17 protein-coding genes are annotated in these 15,769 nt (G+C 70.0%); 8 read left to right on the top strand and 9 right to left on the bottom strand.

Annotated elements, in window-relative coordinates; genetic code table 11:
- The first annotated feature begins 9 nt into the window (after positions 1-9).
- Positions 10-1,254 carry a PucR family transcriptional regulator gene (locus ACFVM3_RS24775; protein ID WP_378442133.1) on the top strand — a complete coding sequence of 415 codons (1,245 nt, stop codon included), beginning with the start codon at positions 10-12 and terminating at the stop codon, positions 1,252-1,254.
- A gap of 26 nt (positions 1,255-1,280) precedes the next feature.
- On the opposite strand, the gene ACFVM3_RS24770 is transcribed toward ACFVM3_RS24775, so the two are convergent.
- Together ACFVM3_RS24770 and ACFVM3_RS24765 are read right to left on the bottom strand one after the other, a co-directional pair.
- Positions 1,281-1,547, bottom strand: a complete 267-nt coding sequence (locus ACFVM3_RS24770; protein WP_378442132.1) for an STAS domain-containing protein — start codon at positions 1,545-1,547, stop codon at positions 1,281-1,283.
- 168 nt (positions 1,548-1,715) lie between these two features.
- The gene (locus ACFVM3_RS24765; protein WP_378442130.1) at positions 1,716-1,907 is read right to left on the bottom strand and encodes a DUF2795 domain-containing protein; all 192 of its coding nucleotides are present in this window, start codon (positions 1,905-1,907) and stop codon (positions 1,716-1,718) included.
- 118 nt (positions 1,908-2,025) lie between these two features.
- Here ACFVM3_RS24765 and ACFVM3_RS24760 point away from each other — a divergent pair, with 118 nt between their 5' ends.
- A complete protein-coding gene (locus ACFVM3_RS24760; protein WP_378442128.1) occupies positions 2,026-2,964 on the top strand; it encodes a universal stress protein in 939 nt (312 codons plus the stop codon).
- Positions 2,965-2,974: 10 nt separating this feature from the next.
- Here ACFVM3_RS24760 and ACFVM3_RS24755 read toward each other — a convergent pair whose 3' ends face one another.
- The gene (locus tag ACFVM3_RS24755; protein ID WP_378442126.1) at positions 2,975-3,334 is read right to left on the bottom strand and encodes a hypothetical protein; all 360 of its coding nucleotides are present in this window, start codon (positions 3,332-3,334) and stop codon (positions 2,975-2,977) included.
- Positions 3,335-3,404: 70 nt separating this feature from the next.
- Here ACFVM3_RS24755 and ACFVM3_RS24750 point away from each other — a divergent pair, with 70 nt between their 5' ends.
- Complete coding sequence (locus ACFVM3_RS24750; protein ID WP_378442124.1) at positions 3,405-4,484, top strand: glutamate--cysteine ligase; 1,080 nt, start codon at positions 3,405-3,407, stop codon at positions 4,482-4,484.
- Positions 4,485-4,563: 79 nt separating this feature from the next.
- On the opposite strand, the gene ACFVM3_RS24745 is transcribed toward ACFVM3_RS24750, so the two are convergent.
- The 4 genes from ACFVM3_RS24745 to ACFVM3_RS24730 all read right to left on the bottom strand — a co-directional run bounded on the left by ACFVM3_RS24745 (position 4,564) and on the right by ACFVM3_RS24730 (position 9,401).
- A complete protein-coding gene (locus ACFVM3_RS24745; RefSeq protein ID WP_378442123.1) occupies positions 4,564-5,010 on the bottom strand; it encodes a DUF6098 family protein in 447 nt (148 codons plus the stop codon).
- A gap of 151 nt (positions 5,011-5,161) precedes the next feature.
- Positions 5,162-6,085 carry an alpha/beta hydrolase gene (locus ACFVM3_RS24740; protein ID WP_378442121.1) on the bottom strand — a complete coding sequence of 308 codons (924 nt, stop codon included), beginning with the start codon at positions 6,083-6,085 and terminating at the stop codon, positions 5,162-5,164.
- On the bottom strand, positions 6,072-8,096 hold the full coding sequence (locus tag ACFVM3_RS24735; RefSeq protein WP_378442119.1) for a CocE/NonD family hydrolase: 2,025 nt from the start codon (positions 8,094-8,096) through the stop codon (positions 6,072-6,074). Before ACFVM3_RS24735 ends, ACFVM3_RS24740 begins: the two co-directional genes overlap by 14 nt.
- A 3-nt stretch (positions 8,097-8,099) precedes the next feature.
- Positions 8,100-9,401: an acetyl-CoA carboxylase biotin carboxylase subunit family protein gene (locus ACFVM3_RS24730; RefSeq protein WP_378442117.1), complete on the bottom strand. Its 1,302-nt coding sequence runs from the start codon at positions 9,399-9,401 to the stop codon at positions 8,100-8,102.
- Between the two features lie 74 nt (positions 9,402-9,475).
- Between ACFVM3_RS24730 and ACFVM3_RS24725 the strand changes: the two genes are divergently transcribed.
- The 3 genes from ACFVM3_RS24725 to ACFVM3_RS24715 are packed head-to-tail and all read left to right on the top strand — an operon-like array spanning position 9,476 to position 13,116.
- Positions 9,476-10,990 carry an FAD-dependent oxidoreductase gene (locus ACFVM3_RS24725; RefSeq protein WP_378442116.1) on the top strand — a complete coding sequence of 505 codons (1,515 nt, stop codon included), beginning with the start codon at positions 9,476-9,478 and terminating at the stop codon, positions 10,988-10,990.
- Positions 10,990-12,087: a glutamate--cysteine ligase gene (locus ACFVM3_RS24720; RefSeq protein ID WP_378442114.1), complete on the top strand. Its 1,098-nt coding sequence runs from the start codon at positions 10,990-10,992 to the stop codon at positions 12,085-12,087. The genes ACFVM3_RS24725 and ACFVM3_RS24720 overlap by 1 nt, the downstream gene beginning before the upstream one ends.
- Before the next feature lie 18 nt (positions 12,088-12,105).
- Positions 12,106-13,116, top strand: coding sequence for an iron-containing redox enzyme family protein (locus ACFVM3_RS24715; RefSeq protein WP_378442112.1), 1,011 nt, complete (start codon positions 12,106-12,108; stop codon positions 13,114-13,116).
- Here the strand turns inward: ACFVM3_RS24715 and ACFVM3_RS24710 are convergent.
- Positions 13,084-13,299: a CDGSH iron-sulfur domain-containing protein gene (locus ACFVM3_RS24710; protein WP_034322975.1), complete on the bottom strand. Its 216-nt coding sequence runs from the start codon at positions 13,297-13,299 to the stop codon at positions 13,084-13,086. The two genes, ACFVM3_RS24715 and ACFVM3_RS24710, sit on opposite strands and share 33 nt — an antisense overlap.
- Positions 13,283-13,975: a methyltransferase gene (locus ACFVM3_RS24705; protein WP_378442110.1), complete on the bottom strand. Its 693-nt coding sequence runs from the start codon at positions 13,973-13,975 to the stop codon at positions 13,283-13,285. The genes ACFVM3_RS24710 and ACFVM3_RS24705 overlap by 17 nt, the downstream gene beginning before the upstream one ends.
- Before the next feature lie 356 nt (positions 13,976-14,331).
- Here ACFVM3_RS24705 and ACFVM3_RS24700 point away from each other — a divergent pair, with 356 nt between their 5' ends.
- Positions 14,332-14,763: a DUF4383 domain-containing protein gene (locus ACFVM3_RS24700; protein ID WP_378442108.1), complete on the top strand. Its 432-nt coding sequence runs from the start codon at positions 14,332-14,334 to the stop codon at positions 14,761-14,763.
- Between the two features lie 28 nt (positions 14,764-14,791).
- Entirely contained in the window at positions 14,792-15,757 is a 966-nt protein-coding gene (locus ACFVM3_RS24695; RefSeq protein WP_378442107.1) for a glycosyltransferase, read from the top strand.
- Positions 15,758-15,769: the final 12 nt, after the last annotated feature.

Below are 15,769 nucleotides of genomic sequence, written 5' to 3'. Positions count from 1 at the left end.
TGGGCGGTTGTGACGAGTGACAAGGGTTCGGGCTTCCGTATCGGCGGCCGTCCGGTGGCGGAACGGCTGACCGAAGTCCTGCCGTCGCTCGCGAAGACGGTGCTCGCCGAGATCGTCTCCCGGATCCCGGAGTACGGCCTGCTCCCCGCCGAGGAGCTGAGCGGCGACATCACGCGGGTGATCGAGCAGAACCTGCGCTCGTTCATCGACACTCTGCGCACCGGGTCCACGCCGTCGCGGGAGGAACTCGGCTTCCTCCGCGAGTCGGCGGCCCGGCGCGCGGAGGAGGGCATCCCGATCGACGTCGTGCTCACCGCGTACCACATCGGCATCCAGGTTTTCTGGGCGTCGCTGACGCCGGACGCGCGTCCGGAGGAGGTCGCCGACGTCCTGGCCGTCAACGCGCTCACCTTGCGTTACCTGGAGGTGGTCACGCCCGCGGTCGGCGCCGGGTACCTCGACGAGCGACAGACGATGTTCGACGACGAGCGGTCGGCGCGGCACACCGTGCTTTCCGCGCTGCTCGACGGCGAACCAGCGGAGGTCGCGGCGGGGCAGGCCGGACTGCTGCTGCCGCCGTGTTACGTCGTCCTCGCGGCGTCGGTCGGCACGCATCCGGACGAGGAGATCGACGGGGTCGACCCGCTGGTCGCCGGGCGGCGGAAGCTCCGGCGGCTGCGGGTCGAGCTGGAGCGCCAGATCCGGGGCACCGTCCTGACCTCGCTCACCCCCGAAGGCGGCATCGCCTTGTTACCGCACGAAACCCCGGTCGGCGAACTGTCCATTCGCGACTGGGCGCGGCTGGAGCGTGTCCTCGCCGACGTCGCCAGGACGGCGGGTGCCGACGTCATCGCCGGGGTGGCCGCCGCCGAACCGTCCGAGGTGCCCGGCGCGGCGAGGCTCGCGCAGGAAGTGCTCTCGGTCGCCATCGGAGCCGGGCGGCCGCCGGGGCTTTACCGCCTCGACGACGTCCTGCTGGAATACCAGCTTTCCCGTCCCGGGCCGGCGCTCGACCGGCTGGCCTCCAGGCTGGCGCCGCTCGACGGCAATGAGGAACTCCTGCTGACGCTGGAAACCTTCCTCCGCCGAGGAGGGCGCCGGCAGACCGCCGCGGCCCTGCACGTCCACCCCAACACGGTCGATTACCGGCTGCGCCGGATCGCCGACCTCACGGGACTGGATCCCACCCGGCTCGAACACGTCGCCCTGGTGAGCGCGGCGCTCGCCGCTCGCGCGGCCCGAGGCCGTCCTTGAGTCTCTTGTGACACGTCCCAAGGGCCTTACAGAACGTGGAGATCCTCGTTGTCGCGGAGGTCGAGCAGCCGACGGGCGGAACGGCACTCACCGGGGAAGACGAAGAGGAGCGTGTGCGTTTCCTCGGCGAGCAAATGCGCTCGTTCGAGCACCCGCATGCCGGTCGTGCCGAAGAACTCGAGTTCGGACAGGTTGAGGATCACCTTGGTACCGCTGCCGTGGAGGCGCTGACTCAGCATCTCCCACAGCCTCGGCGCGGTGCCGAGGTCGACCGCACCGTTCGTCTTGACCACGGCGGTCCCCCTGGTCGGCCTGCTCACATGCAGGCGGAGACGTCCGCGGGCTTCAGGTGCCACCTGGTGACGGGCCCCGGCAAAGGCGCGCTTCTCGTCAAGCGCGCGGGGCGTTGACAAGGAAGTCATGAGTGGGAAGTACCCCGGCACCGCGTCCGCTGAAACGGCCTACTCCTTCGCGATCTCCTTGTTCACGCCGCTCGGGCCTTCGTACTCCCGGTCGGGAAGGTTCCGCAGCAGGTCGAGCGTCCGGTCGTCGGCGCCGTTGACCTCGGCGGCCCGGACGAGATCGTCCCTGCCCGCCGGGTAGTCGACGCCCGAGAGGCACTTCTGGATTTCGATCGGGTTCGCGTCGCTCACGGTTTCTCCTCGCTTCCGACGGGCCGTCCACTCCGCGTACCCGGCGGGCGGACGGGGAAACGCGGCGCTTGAACGCCGGGAAAAGCGGGTATCACCAGCGCGTCGGAGGTGATGTTCCATGTCCGCTGCGCCAAGCGGCACCGGGCCGGTCGTGACCGGTTTCGACGGGTCGCCCGAAGCACGCCGCGCCGTTCGCTGGGCGGTCGCCGAGGCGAAGACCCGCGACCTCGGCCTGGTCCTCGCGTACTGCACCCATGACCGGCTTCCCCCACCCGGCTCGGACCCTGTCGCGACGCCGCTGAACGAAGCGGTTCCCCAGGCCGCCGACGACGCGGCCGACGTGGAACCTGCCCGCCGTCAACTCGCTTCGATGGCTGAAGCCCTCAAGCGCTCCGACCCCGGCCTCGACGTCCGCACGGTCGTCCGCGGCGGCACGCCGGAAGAGGTCCTGACCTCGGTCGCGGACGAGGTGGACGCGGCGATGATCGTGCTGGGCGAATCCCACACCGGGTTGTTCACCAGGGCGGTCCTCGGCTCGACCGAATCCGGCGTGACCAGGACCGCCGACCGTCCCGTCGTGGTGGTGCGAGGGGACGAGCCGCCGCCGGGCGGACCGGTGATCCTCGGTACCGACGGCTCCGCCCAGAGCGCGCAGGCGGCGGGGTTCGCGTTCGACTTCGCGGCCCGTCACGGGCTCACCGTGCACGCGGTCCACGTCGCCCGGATGCCGATCTGGGGGCCCGCGAGCGAGCCCCTGCTCGGCGGTCCGGTACTGGATCCGGCGCCCGGCCTCCCCCAGGAGGTCGCCGACGAACTCGTCGCCCGGCAGCTCGAACCGTGGCGGGAGCGCTATCCGGACGTCGCCGTGGAGATGGTGCACGGCGTCGGCCCCGCCGCGCAGGCGCTGACCGTGCAGTCCAGCGAGGCCGCTCTGCTGGTGCTCGGCCGGAGCGATCACGGCGATCTCCGGCGCCTGCTGCTGGGATCGGTCAGTGACGACGCGTTGCACCACGCGCACTGCCCGGTGGCGGTGGTCCGTGCCCAGCCGGTCGGCTGAGCACGGAGCGTCACGAAGAGGTCAGTTCTCCGAGTGTTCGCTGGGAAACTCGCAGTTCAGCGGCCAGCAGGAGGCCGCCCGTACGAGCCTGCGCGAGCGCGTAGCCGACCTCGGAGACCTTGTCCCAGGCCTCGCCCGGCGTGTCACCCGCACCCACCTGGCCTGCCAGCAGGCTCTCTTCGAGCTGTCCCTGCAGGCCCGGCAGGACGTTGGCGAGGTCGTCGGCGAGCCGCTGCAATGCCCCGATGGTGCGGCAGAGGTCGGCGGGCGAGGCGGGCTCGTCGTCCCGCAGCCTGGTGTACAGGCGACGCACGACCGTCCCGGCCTGTGCGGCCAGCAGGTACGGCGGCTCCTCCGACTTCGGACTCATGCCCTGAAGTACCCCGTCCACGACCTGCGAAAACAAGTTTGCGCCGAACGAGCCGGGGGTATCAGCGGCTGTGAACAAGGACGCACTCACCTTCGGAGTCGAGGAAGAGTTCTTCGTGGTGGACCGGGCCGGTCACCTTTCCCCGGCGGGCGACGCCGTCGTCGACGCCGCGGACGAGGAACAGGGCGAACTCCAGCAGGAACTCACCCGATCGCAGGCCGAATCGGCCACTGGCATCTGCACGACCCATGAAGAAGCGGAGCGACAGCTGTCGACGATGCGGGCGGAACTGGCCGAGGCCGCCGCACGGCGGAGCTGCCGCCTGCTGCCCAGCGGCAGCGCGCCGCTCGCGGAGACGGACCTGCCCGCCATCACCCCGAATCCGCGCTACGAACGGATGTCCGAGCATTTCGGGGCGACCGCCCGGACGTCGCACACCTGCGGCTGTCACGTCCACATCGCCGTCCCCGACCGGGAAACCGGGATCCGGGTGATCAACCGCGTCCGGCCCTTCCTGCCCGCGCTGCTGACCGTGACCGCCAATTCGGCGATCTGCGACGGGTACGACACCGGGTACGCCAGCTGGCGCTACCAGCAGTGGAACCGCTGGCCCTCGGCAGGTCCGCCGCCGCTGTTCACCTCGCTGGACCACTACGAGAGCATCGTCGACGCCTGGCTCCGGGCGGGCGCCATCCTCGATCGCGCGATGGTCTATTGGGACGTGCGGCTTTCCGAGAAGCAGCCGACCGTGGAGTTCCGGCTCGGCGACGTCGCGGCCACCGCCGGCGAAGCGGTCCTGTTCGGGGTGCTGATCCGCGGGCTGGTCGGCACGATCCTCGCGGCGGAGGAGCACCCGCCGAACCTGTCCAACGAGGTCCTTCGGGCGCAGATCTGGCGCGCGTCGCGGGAAGGACTCTCCGGCCGCTGCCCGCATTTCCGGACCGGCGACCTCGCTCCGGCCAGCGCGGTGCTCGACGATGTCGTCACCTTCGCGGCCGGCGCCCTCGAAGAGACGGGTGACCTCGATTTCGTCCGAGACGGCTGCGCCCGGCTCACCGCCGAAGGCAGCGGGGCGGACCGGCAACGGGCCCGGTTCGAGAAGCGGCGACGCGCGGAAGACGTCGTGGACCTCCTCGCCGTCCAGCCGTAACTCGCGTGATCGGGGACGTAACTCGCGTGATTGAAGGCGTAAATCACGAGTTACGGCTGTATGCACGCGAGTTACGGCGTCAGGTTCGGCCGAGTTCGGGCGGACGGCGCAAAGGGCCCCAGTCCGCGTCGTGCCGGGCCCTGTCCCGCAACAGGTCGCGAGCCTCGCCGAGGACCGCGGTGGAAATTCTCCCGACCGGTTCGGGATCGGTCAGCAGGGGCTCGTTGTCCGGGCCGGAGCCCACGATCCGGCCCGCCAGAACCCAGGGTTTGGTCTCGCGACGGCGTTCGTGCCGGAGGTGGCAGTAGTCGTAAAGCCGCCTGGCCAGCCAGAGTTCGAGTGGCTGATCGCGCCACCATGGTTCGGGGTCGAGCGGGTTCACCGAAAGCCCCGGCAGTTCGGCGCCGGTGAGTTCGTCCCGGCTCGTGCCGGGACGATGTTCGGGAGTCGGCGCCCACCGGACGTACAGGCCTTCCCGCCGCCGGACCAGCGCGGCGAGCTCCCCCAGTGACTCCAACTGCTGCATCGAGCGCTCCCAAGCGAAGGATGGACACGGTGACCGGCGCGCCGGCGGCCCTGCTCCGCCGGGGCTGCCCACGCCGGTCCACCTCACGACCGGCGGACGTACAACCTCGCTGCGCCGGCCGTTGCCTTCCGGTTACCCGCTCTTCACCCGGCTACACCGATTTCACCATGGCCCGGTCCACGAGATGCGCGATCCCTTCCAGCGCCAGCCTCGCTTCCGGGATCGAGGCCAGCATCCACGCGTGGATCATGCCCTCGTACTCGTGGTAACTCAGCGGTACACCTTGTTCGGTGCACAGCGTGTGGAGGCGGCGGGCGTCGGAGAGGAGGACGTCCTTGGTGCCGATGTAGACAGTGAGCGCCCCGAGCCCGGAAAGGTCGCCGGACAACGGGCTGAGCCTGGGATCGGTACGCGGCAACTGTCCACTGTAGAGCCTCGCCGCCTCGTTCAGGCCGGTGAGCGCGAGATACGGGTCGCGCTCGTCCAGCGCGGGCTGCGCCGGATGGCTCATCGTCAGGTCCAGCCACGGCGACAGCAGGACGGTCTCCTTGGGCACCGGCCTGCCTTCGTCCCGCAGTGCCTTGGTGAGCGCCAGCGAGATCCCCGCGCCGGCGGAATCCCCCATCACGATCTGGTCCTCCGGGTCGGTACCCTCGGCGAACTCGTCGTAGACGCGGCGGACGAACGCGGTGGTCTCGGGGCACTGGTGTTCCGGGGCCAGCGGATAGATCGGCACGCTGACCGAGCAGCCGGTGCGGTCGATCAGCCGTCCGAAGAACCGCCAGTGGTCGTGCTGGATCTGGTGCACGTAGGCGCCGCCGTGGAAGTACAGCACCTTCTTGCCGTTCCCGCCGCCGGGCGGCTCGATGGCGTAGCAGGGCCGTCCGTCCACTTCGGACCGGCGGACGTCGAACCGGCGCCTGATCGAGCGGATCGGACCCCGATCCCCTTTCGCCTGGCTGCTTTCGATGCTCCGGCGGAACCGGTCGAGGTCGCCGTAGGTGCGCTTCCGGCCGGTGAGGCGCAGCCACGCGAGCAGCGCCGTCGCCGGAAGGCTCGTCTTAGACCAGATCACGGGGTACCGTCCGATGCCAGTTGCGGGAGAACGTCCTTCGCTCCCCTTCGTACGCGTCGAGCTGCGCGTCGATCACGAATTCGGCGGGAGTGCAGGACACCCGGGTGCGGGTCTCGGACCTCGCTTCCCAGTCACCGCGGGCGAAGGTCATCGACCAGGACGTCTCCGCCACCGGGGAACAGAAGTCGTCGGCCACCCAGGAGTAGCACTCGAAGACGTTCCTGGTGACTTCGAGATCGATGTCGTCGAACCGGACCTTGCCTTCGTTCTTGACGATGTCGAGCGAGGACCGGTAGTCGATCAGGTCACGCGAGACCGTCCAGCGCTGCTCGCCGGGCTCGATCCGGGTCGCGGGCAACGGTTCCGTGCCTTCGGGTTCACCGAACGGCCGCGCCGGGACCTCGTCCGCCTCCGCGATCGGCCGGACCGGCAGCGTGAGCGTGCTCTGTCCCGTGTGGACAGTCACCATCGCCGGTTCCGGCGGCGGCCACGCCAGCGGCCAGTACGACGACGAGATCGACAGCCGGATGCGGTGCCCGGCGGGAAACGCCTGTGCGACGGCGTTGAGCTCGACGCGCACCCGGTACCGCTTGCCCGGTTCCAGCGGCTCCGGGTCTTCGTGCCCGTCCCGGTGGGTCAGATTCAGCAACCCGTAGGTCACGCGGGTGGCCCTGCCGTCCGGGGCGACGTCCGACAGCCGGACGGCGACCTGCGCCACCGGCTTGTTCGCGGAGACCTCCAGCTCCACCACCGGCGAACCGAGGATTTCACACGGCTCGGTGAGCTCGTCGGTGTCGAAGACGAGCGAACCGCCGTCCTCCTCCCGCTGGTCGTACGGCAGATCGGGGGGAGCACTGTACGAAGCCCACTTCCCGGCGAACTGGCCGACCGAAAGCGGCGACTCCACCGACAGGTTCTCCGCCGGGACGTCCTCACCCGGACGGGCGATCCGGTGCCGGGCGAGCCGGTGCTCGGACGGGCTCACATGCGGCGAAGGCCAGGTCGGCTCGCCCACCCAGCGACCGGGACGGTCCTCATACGACGTCGACGGCGGCACGCTGTCCTGCATCCAGGTCTGGAGCATCGGCCCGTCCATGACACCGTTCTCGACGTCCTTCAGCCAGTGGTCCCACCAGCGGACCAGCTCCTGCAGGTACCCGATGGCGGGGCCGGGCCGTCCGAGATGCGGGTACTTGTGGGACCACGGCCCGATCAGCCCGCGGCGCGGCACGTCGAGGTTGGCCAACAGCCGCGAGACCGCGTTCGAGTACCCGTCCGCCCAGCCGCTGGAGGCGAGGACCGGCACCTGGACGTCGCTGTAGTTCTCGCAGACCGACGCGTGCCGCCAGTAGTCGTCCCGGCGCTGATGGCTCAGCCATTCACCGGCCCAGAGGCCGCAGTTCTCCAGCCGTTCGTGCCACAGGTCGCGCCACCGCTCCCCCGCGAGCGCGGGGTCGGGCGGCAACGTGGCGTAGGCGAACATCGTGGAGGCTTCGGCGACGTTGTCCGAGAGCAGGCAACCGCCCATGTAGTGCATGTCGTCGGAGTAGCGGTCGTCGGTGAACGACGAGATCGCGATCGCGGTGAGGCTCGGCGGTTTGCGCGCCGCCACCTGCAACGCCGCGAACCCGCCCCACGAGATCCCCATCATGCCGGTCCGGCCGGAGCACCACGGCTGCGCGGCGATCCACTCCAGGACGTCCTCGGCGTCGAGTTGCTCCCGTTCGAGGTATTCGTCGGTGAGCACGCCCTCCGATTCCCCCGAACCACGGATGTCGACGCGGACACAGGCGTAGCCGTGGCCCGCGAGGTACGGGTGGTGCACGGAGTCACGCACCGAGGTCAGGTCGCGGTGGCGGTACGGGATGTACTCCAGGATCGCGGGGACCGGCTCACCGTCCGAAGCGACCGGCCGCCAGATCCGGGCCGACAGCCGGACGCCGTCGGACACCGGGATCCAGACGTGGTCCTCCTCGGTGATCTCGTACGGCAGCGAGGCCACCGTCCGCATGGGCTATCCCTCCTCGAAGTCGAACCGCAGCGCCTCGACGCACCGCCGGTACTTGCTCTCCATCTCCCGTTCGGTCTGCGCCGCGACGAAGATATGCGCGAGCTCGTAGCTGTAGCTGTCCTGTTCGGGCAGATCGGAGAGCCGGATCCCCTTTTCGGCCACCGGCTCGATCTTCACCCCTGGGATCTCCGCCTCCAGGTCCGCGATCTCGCCGCGGGTGGGCACCCGGGTGACCAGCCCGTCGCGGAAGCGGCGGTAGTACCACTTCCCCGCGATCCGGTAGTCGCCCCGGTTCCGCCGCGTCCGGGGATCCTGGCCGAGCCCCAGCTGGACCATGATCTGGTGGTTCGCCACCCCGTCGACGTATTCGAACAGCTCCGCGTGGGACTGCGAATGCCGCGGGTTGATCTCCAGCAGGCAGGCCTGCCCCGATTCGGGGTGGCAGAAGAACTCGATGCTGAACGTGGCGTTGTCGAAGCCGATCTGCTCCATCACGCGGACGGAGATCTCCTTCATCCGCTCGACGGCGTCCTCGGGCAGCTGCGACGGGTACTGATGCCGCTGGAACGAGGCGGTATCGGGGTAGTTGATCGAATCGAGGACACCGTAGACCGTGACCTGTCCTTTGTAGACATAGCCTTCGGTCGCGGCCTGCACGCCGTTGAGCTCGCCTTCCGCGAGGCAGGCCGCACCCCCGGCGTCGGCCACCTGGGCGGGAAGATCCACCGTGGCGAGAACGCGTTCGAAAGGCTTGCCGACCCTGTCCACACCCGCCCGGATCTCGGCGACGGCCTTGTCGAACTCGTCCTCGTCGGCGACGTGGAAGGCCAGCTCCGACGAAAACGACTTCACCGGCTTGAGCCACATGGGGTAGTCGACGCCCTCCGGCGGCCGGGGATCGTCCTCGTCGAGGTCGACGATGCCGAACGCCGGCACCTCGTCGATCACCTTCGACTGCTCGAGGCGGCTCCAGTACTTGTGCTCGCATTTCAGCACGGCTTCGAGCGAAACACCGGGGAGACCGTACTTTTCGCACAGCATGGCCACCATCGTCGACGACGGGAAATCCCAGTAGCTGACGATCGCGTCGATCGAGCCGTCGAAGGCGTCCAGCTGCGTCACCGCCTTCTCCACGAGCTCCACGATCGGGATCTCGCCGTGCTGGAGTTCGTCGGGCGACAGCAAGGCATGGAACCGATACCGGTCGGCGCCGGGGATTCGTCTCATCACCTCTTCGTTGCTGTCGTCGAGACCGATGACGAAGATGTTCTTTTCCTCTGTTGGGGGCCTGGAGGATGTGGTCATAGGGCAGTGCTACCCGCTCCGAAGTCCCGGAAAACCCTGGTTTGCCCCCGTCGCCGCCCGGGAATCCGGCCATCATGACGGAGTTGCCCGGAACGCGTTCACTGTGGCTCGACACCGCTCCCGCTCCCGACCGCACCGGGACACCGCTGCCGCCGGAGGTCGACGTCGCCGTGCTCGGCGGCGGTATCGCCGGGCTCACGACGGCGTACCGGCTGGCGCGGGCCGGGCGTTCGGTACTGGTACTGGAGGCCGGCCGCCTCGCGGCGGGGGTTTCCGGCCACACCACGGCGAAGATCAGCGCCCAGCACGGGCTCAAGTACGCCACGCTGGCCAAGACCAAGGGCTCCGAAGCCGCCGCGATGTACGCGTACACGCAGGCGGCCGCGTTGGACTGGATCGCCGCGGCCACGGCCGAACTCGGCATCGACTGCGGGTTCACCCGCGCCGACAGTTTCGTCTACACGACCCACCCCGGAACCGTCGAAAGCCTCGAACGTGAGGCGGAGGCGGCCGCCGAGGCCGGTCTCCCGGCGTCCTACGTCACCGAGGTCGATCTCGACGTGCCCGCCCTCGGCGCGGTGAAGTTCGCGTCGCAGGCGCATTTCCACCCGCGTCGCTGGCTGCTCGCGCTTGCCGACGAGATCGAGCGCGCGGGCGGGACGATCGTCGAAGGTGTGCGGGCGGAAGGCGTCGACGAACTCGGCGGGACCACCGTGCGCACCAGTTCCGGCGACGTCCGGGCGGGCGAGGTCGTGGTGACGACCCACTACCCCGTGTTCGACCGCGGCCTGTTCTTCACCCGGCTCGACCCGGTCCGCGATCTGGTGGTCGCCGGGCCGGTCGAGGGCAACCGGCCGCCGGAGGGGATGTACCTCGACGCCGACACCCACCACTCCGTGCGAAGTTATCTCAAGGACGGCGTCCCGTACGCGGTCGTCGGCGGCGAGCATTACCGTGTCGGCGACTCCGTCGACGTCGAGAGCCGCTACGAACGGCTGGCGAGCTGGGCGAGCGAGCACGCGGCCGTGCACCGGGTCACCCACCGGTGGTCCGCCCACGATCTGTCCACTTTGGACTCCGTGCCGTACGTCGGGCGTTATCACCCGGCGAGCCGCCATCTCTGGGTCGCCACCGGCTTCGGCCAGTGGGGGATGACCGGCGGCACCGCGGCCGGGTTGCTGCTCGCGGATCTCCTCACCGGACGCGACAACCCGTCCGTGGGTCTGTACGACCCGAACCGCTTCGACCTCCGGTCCGCGATCTCGTCCGTGGAGAACAACGCCACCGTGGCGAAGTTCCTGGTCGGCGACCATCTCAGCGCGCTGCGCAAACCCGCATCCGTGGACGAAATCCTGCCCGGCGAGGCGAAGGTGACCCGTGACGGCGGCGAACTCGTCGCCGCCTACCGCGATCCGGGCGGCGAGCTGCACGCGGTCGGCGCCCACTGCACCCATCTGGGTTGCCTCGTCGCGTTCAACAACGCGGAGAAGACCTGGGACTGTCCTTGCCACGGTTCGCGGTTCGGTCTGGACGGGTCGGTGATCCAGGGGCCGGCCGTCCGCGCGCTGCCGAAGAAACGGGAGCGGTGATGACCGGCATCGGTATCGAAGAGGAGTTCCTGCTGGTCGATCCCAGGACCGGGGTGAGCTGCCCCAGGGCGGAGGTGGTGCTCGAACGGCACCGGATCTGCTGTCCGCTGCCGGACGGCGCCGCGGTCCACCGCGAACTGCGGCCGACGCAGATCGAGGCCGCCACCGGCGTCTGCGAAACCGCCGACGAGCTGTACGAACACCTGACCGCCGGGCGCCGCACGCTCGCCGAAGCGGCCGCGGGCGAGGATTGCGCCATCCTCGCCTCCGGCACTCCCCCGCGTCCCTCGCCCGAGCGCGACTACGGCGCCGACGACCGGTTCGGCAAGGTCGACGCGCTGTACGCGGGCGTCGTCAAGGCGTACGAGGCCTGCGGATGCCACGTGCACGTCGGCGTGGCCGACCGGGAGACCGCGGTCGCCGTCGTCAACCATCTGGGTGAATGGCTGCCCACGTTGCTGGCGCTGTCGGGCAACTCGCCCTTCGAGGGCGGCCGCGACACCGGGTACGAGAGCTGGCGGATGGTCGAGCAGAGCCGGTTCCCCGGTTCCGGCGTCGCGCCGTACTTCGCCGACGCCGCCGCCTACGAGGAGCAGGTCGGACGGCTGGTGGACTGCGGCGTCCTCGTGGACGAGCGCCAGACCTTCTGGCTCGCGAGGCCTTCCGCGCGGTGGCCGACGGTCGAGGTCCGCGCCGCCGACACCGCGTCCACCGTGGACGAAGCCGTCCTGCAGGGCTTGCTGACCCGCGCGCTGGTGCGCACCGCCCTCACCGATTTGGACCGCGGTGTGGAGGCGGCGCCGCTGGATCCGCAGATCGCCGCCGCCGCGGTCTGGTCGGCCGCGCGGCACCGCCTGTCCGGACCGGCCGTCGATCCGGCGGCGGGAAAGCCGGTCCCCGTGGGCGACCGGGTCGCCTCGCTGCTGGCGCATACCGGGCAGGCGCTGGAGGACACCGGCGACGCGGATCTCGTCCGCACCCTGCTCGGACAGCTGGAACGGGAGGGCACCGGTGCCGAACGGCAGCGCCGGGCCGCCGCCGACGGAGAGATCGCGGTGCTGCGGATGCTCACCGAAGAGACGGTTCCGCACGCCTAGATCGGGTACCCCCCGGGCATGACGACGATCGACCGTGAGGTGGCCGCGAGGCTGCCCGAGATCCGCGGCCCGCTCTCGGCCGCCGTGGTGGACACCCTGGCAGGCGGACGCCGTGACGACTTCGACCTCGAGGCGGCGACCGACGCCGATCCGTTCGGTGAAGACCTGCACTTGGCGCTGCACGTCTGCTACGAGCTGCACTACCAGGGCTTCGACGGCGTCGACTCCGAATGGGAGTGGGACTCCAGGATGCTGGGCTTCCGTACCGTTCTGGAGCACGCGTTCCTGGACGGGATCCGCGCCGCCGTGCCCGGCGGGGACGACGTCGGCGGGCTGCTGGACGAGTTGCTCGTCGAACCGGTCGACGGCGGCGGCGTTTCGCATTTCCTGCGGGACGAGGGTGAGTGGTGGCACGTCGAGGAGTACTTCGCGCATCGGTCGATCTACCACCTCAAAGAGGCCGACCCCCACGCCTGGGTGATCCCCCGGCTGCGGGGCAGGGCCAAGGCGGCGCTGGTGGCCGTGGAGTTCGACGAGTTCGGCGGCGGGCGCGCCGAGCAGGCGCATTCCCGTCTGTTCGCGGACCTGCTGACCGCGGCGGGCCTGTCGTCCGGCTACCTCGCCTACCTCGATCACGTCCCCGCGCAGATGCTCGCGACGGTGAACATGATGTCGCTGTTCGGCCTGCACCGGAGCCTGCGCGGCGCGCTCGTCGGGCACTTCGCCGCCGCCGAGATCACCACCGCGCCCGCCGCCAAGCGGATGGACCAGGCGCTGGAACGCCTCGGCGGGCCCGCCGAATGCCGGTACTTCTACACCGAGCACATCGAGGCCGACGCGGTGCACGAGCAGGTGCTTCGGCACGACGTCGTCGGCGACCTGCTCGACCGGGAACCGGAGCTGGCGGCGGACATCGCGCTCGGTATCCAGGCCACCGACCTGCTGGAGACCCGGCTGACCCAGCACCTGCTCGGCGCGTGGTCAGCCGGGGAGAGCTCACTCCTGAGGCCGCTGCACCCCTTGGCGTGAACGGCGGCGGTGACTGGTGTCGCAGAACGGGTAGCGCTTGCTGCGGCGGCAGGCGCAGAGGGCGACCACGAAGCGATCCGACGTCACCGTCTCGCCGTCTTCGGTGACGATCTCGACCGGCCCCTCCACCAGGAGGGGCCCGCCGGGTTCGATCCGGACCCTGGTCTCACGGCCGGTCGGCACGGATCACCACCAGTTCCTCGTGCCGCTGCTCGGCGCCGATCAGGCCGGCCGCTTCGAGGAAGGCCGCCCGCGCCCGCATGACGGGTCCGAACGGGATCGACCGGGTGGCGACCACCGAAGGCGTCATTCCCGCCGCCCGCAGCTGCTCCAGCGACTTGTCGGGGCCCGCGACCGCGGAGTGGACCATCATCAGGTAACCGCCCGGCGCCACCAGGGACGACGCCCCGGCGCACACCTGGTCGAGTACGAACCGGCCGTCCGGCCCGGCGTCCCACGCCCGCGCGGCCCCGGCCGCGGGCACCGGGGACGGCACGTACGGCGGGTTCGCCAGCACGACGTCGAACGGCCCGCCGCGCGCCGCTTCGGCCAGGCCGCCCCGAAGCGGCCGAACCGGAAGCCGGCGCAGCCGCGAATTGACCCAGACCGCGACCAGCGCCCGCCGGGAGATGTCGACCGCGGTCACGGATCCCGCGCCGTGCGCCGCGGCCGTCAGCGCGAGGGCGCCGGTCCCGGTGCAGAGGTCGAGAACCCTTGCCCCGGCGGGCATTCCCGACGTGCTCAGCGCGCTCGCCAGCATCCAGGTGTCGTGTTGCGGGCGGTACACCCCCGGCGGTCGCAGCAGCCGTGGCCGCGCCGGGGCAAGTGGAATCGCTGCTGCGTTGGAGATCGCGGTCATGTCCCCTCCGGTTCGCCGATGTTGCTCCCGGCTACCCCGGCCGTGCGGTGCCAAACGTCCACAATGGCCTGCGATCCGAGGGTTGGACACGCCCGGAACGGGGTAGCCGCAGGGAAATGAGCGAAGGAGACGCGGATGGAGAAGAAGGCCGACCACGGCGAGAAACAGGACGAGGAAGAACGCGAGGAGGTCCGCGGGGAGCAGGGCACGTCGTCCGGTGATCCCCACGACGACACCGACCCGCAATCCGGCTGAGCCGGTGCGCGGAACTCCCCCGGCTCGCCCCGGCCGGGGGAGTTTCCCTGGCGTCTCCATGGGGTATCCGAGGGGCTTCTGGCGATACGGAGGCGTTTCCGATGAATCTGCGTGCGACAGGTTTTCTTCTGCGACCGGCGGTGCTGGTCATCGCGCTGGTGCATCTGCTCCTGGGAGTGCTCGGCTTCTTCTTCCTCCCCGAGGCGAACCAGGCCGGCGCGAACACGCTGTGGATCTTCAGCGCGACCGGGATGCTCGACGTCATCCGCACCGTGCTCGGTGTGCTCGGCCTGGTCGCGGTGTTCAAGCCGTCCGCGATCCCGGCCTACTGCTGGCTGGCTTTCGTGGCCTTCGCGGGTTTGACCGCGTTCGGGGTGCTCTCGGCGGGGACCGACACGTCCGGTGACGCCGTCAACTTCAGCTGGGCCGACAACACCCTCCACGGGCTGACCTCGCTCGCGGCACTCGTGATCGGCATCGCCGCCACTCGTGTTTCCCAGCGGAAGCAAAGTAAGGCAAGGGAGAACGTTTAGTCCGTCCACAACGGGCAACTTGGCGGGTATGACGAAAAAGGCCCCGCTCAGGATCCTCCTGTGGCATGTCCACGGGTCCTGGACCGAATCCTTCGTGCAGGGCGGCCATCACTACCACCTGCCGCTGCTCGCCGAGGGCGGGCCTTGGGGACGCGGTCTCAGCGGCCGTGACTGGCCCTCCGCCGAGGAGATCCCGGTCGACGAGCTGAAAGATCTCGACGTCGACGTCGTCGTTCTCCAGCGCCCCGAGGAGCTCCAGCTGGCGGCGCGGTGGCTGCGCCGACGCCCCGGCAAGGAGGTGCCCGCCGTCTATGTCGAGCACAACACGCCCCGGGAACACGCGGCCACCACCCGGCACCCACTGGCCGACCGGGACGACATCCCGCTCGTCCACGTGACCCACTTCAACGAACTGATGTGGGATTCCGGACTCGCGCCCACCGTGGTCGTCCCGCACGGGATCCCCGATCCGGGTGAGCGCTACACCGGGGAACTCCCCCACGGCGCCGCCCTGATCAACGAGCCGGCGAGGCGCGGACGGATCACCGGAACCGATCTGCTACCCGCTTTCGCGGAGATCGCGCCGGTCGACGTGTACGGCATCGGCAGCGAAGATCTCGAAGGCCGTCACCCCGCGCTGCGCACGGGCGGGGACCTGCGCAGCCGGGAACTGCACGCCGAGGTCGCCCGGCGCCGCGTCTACCTGCACACCGCGCGGTGGACGTCCCTGGGGCTCTCGTTGCTCGAAGCGATGCACCTCGGCATGCCGGTCGTCGCACTGGCGACCACCGAAGCCGTACTCGCGGTCCCGCCCGACGCGGGCGCCGTCTCGACGGATATCGAGGTGCTGGCGAGGGCCTACCGCGAATTGATCCATGAACCCGATTTCGCCGTACTGGCGGGGAAATCAGCGCGCGAGTTCGCGTTGAGCCACTACGGGCTCGACGCGTTCCTCGAACGCTGGGACGCCCTGCTGACCAAGGTGACCGCTTGACCACGCCGACCG

Source organism: Amycolatopsis sp. NPDC057786 (assembly GCF_042797905.1).
Taxonomy (GTDB): Bacteria; Actinomycetota; Actinomycetes; order Mycobacteriales; family Pseudonocardiaceae; genus Amycolatopsis.
Note: the sequence above shows the minus strand (reverse complement) of the source record. Positions and strands in the feature narration are given on the sequence as shown.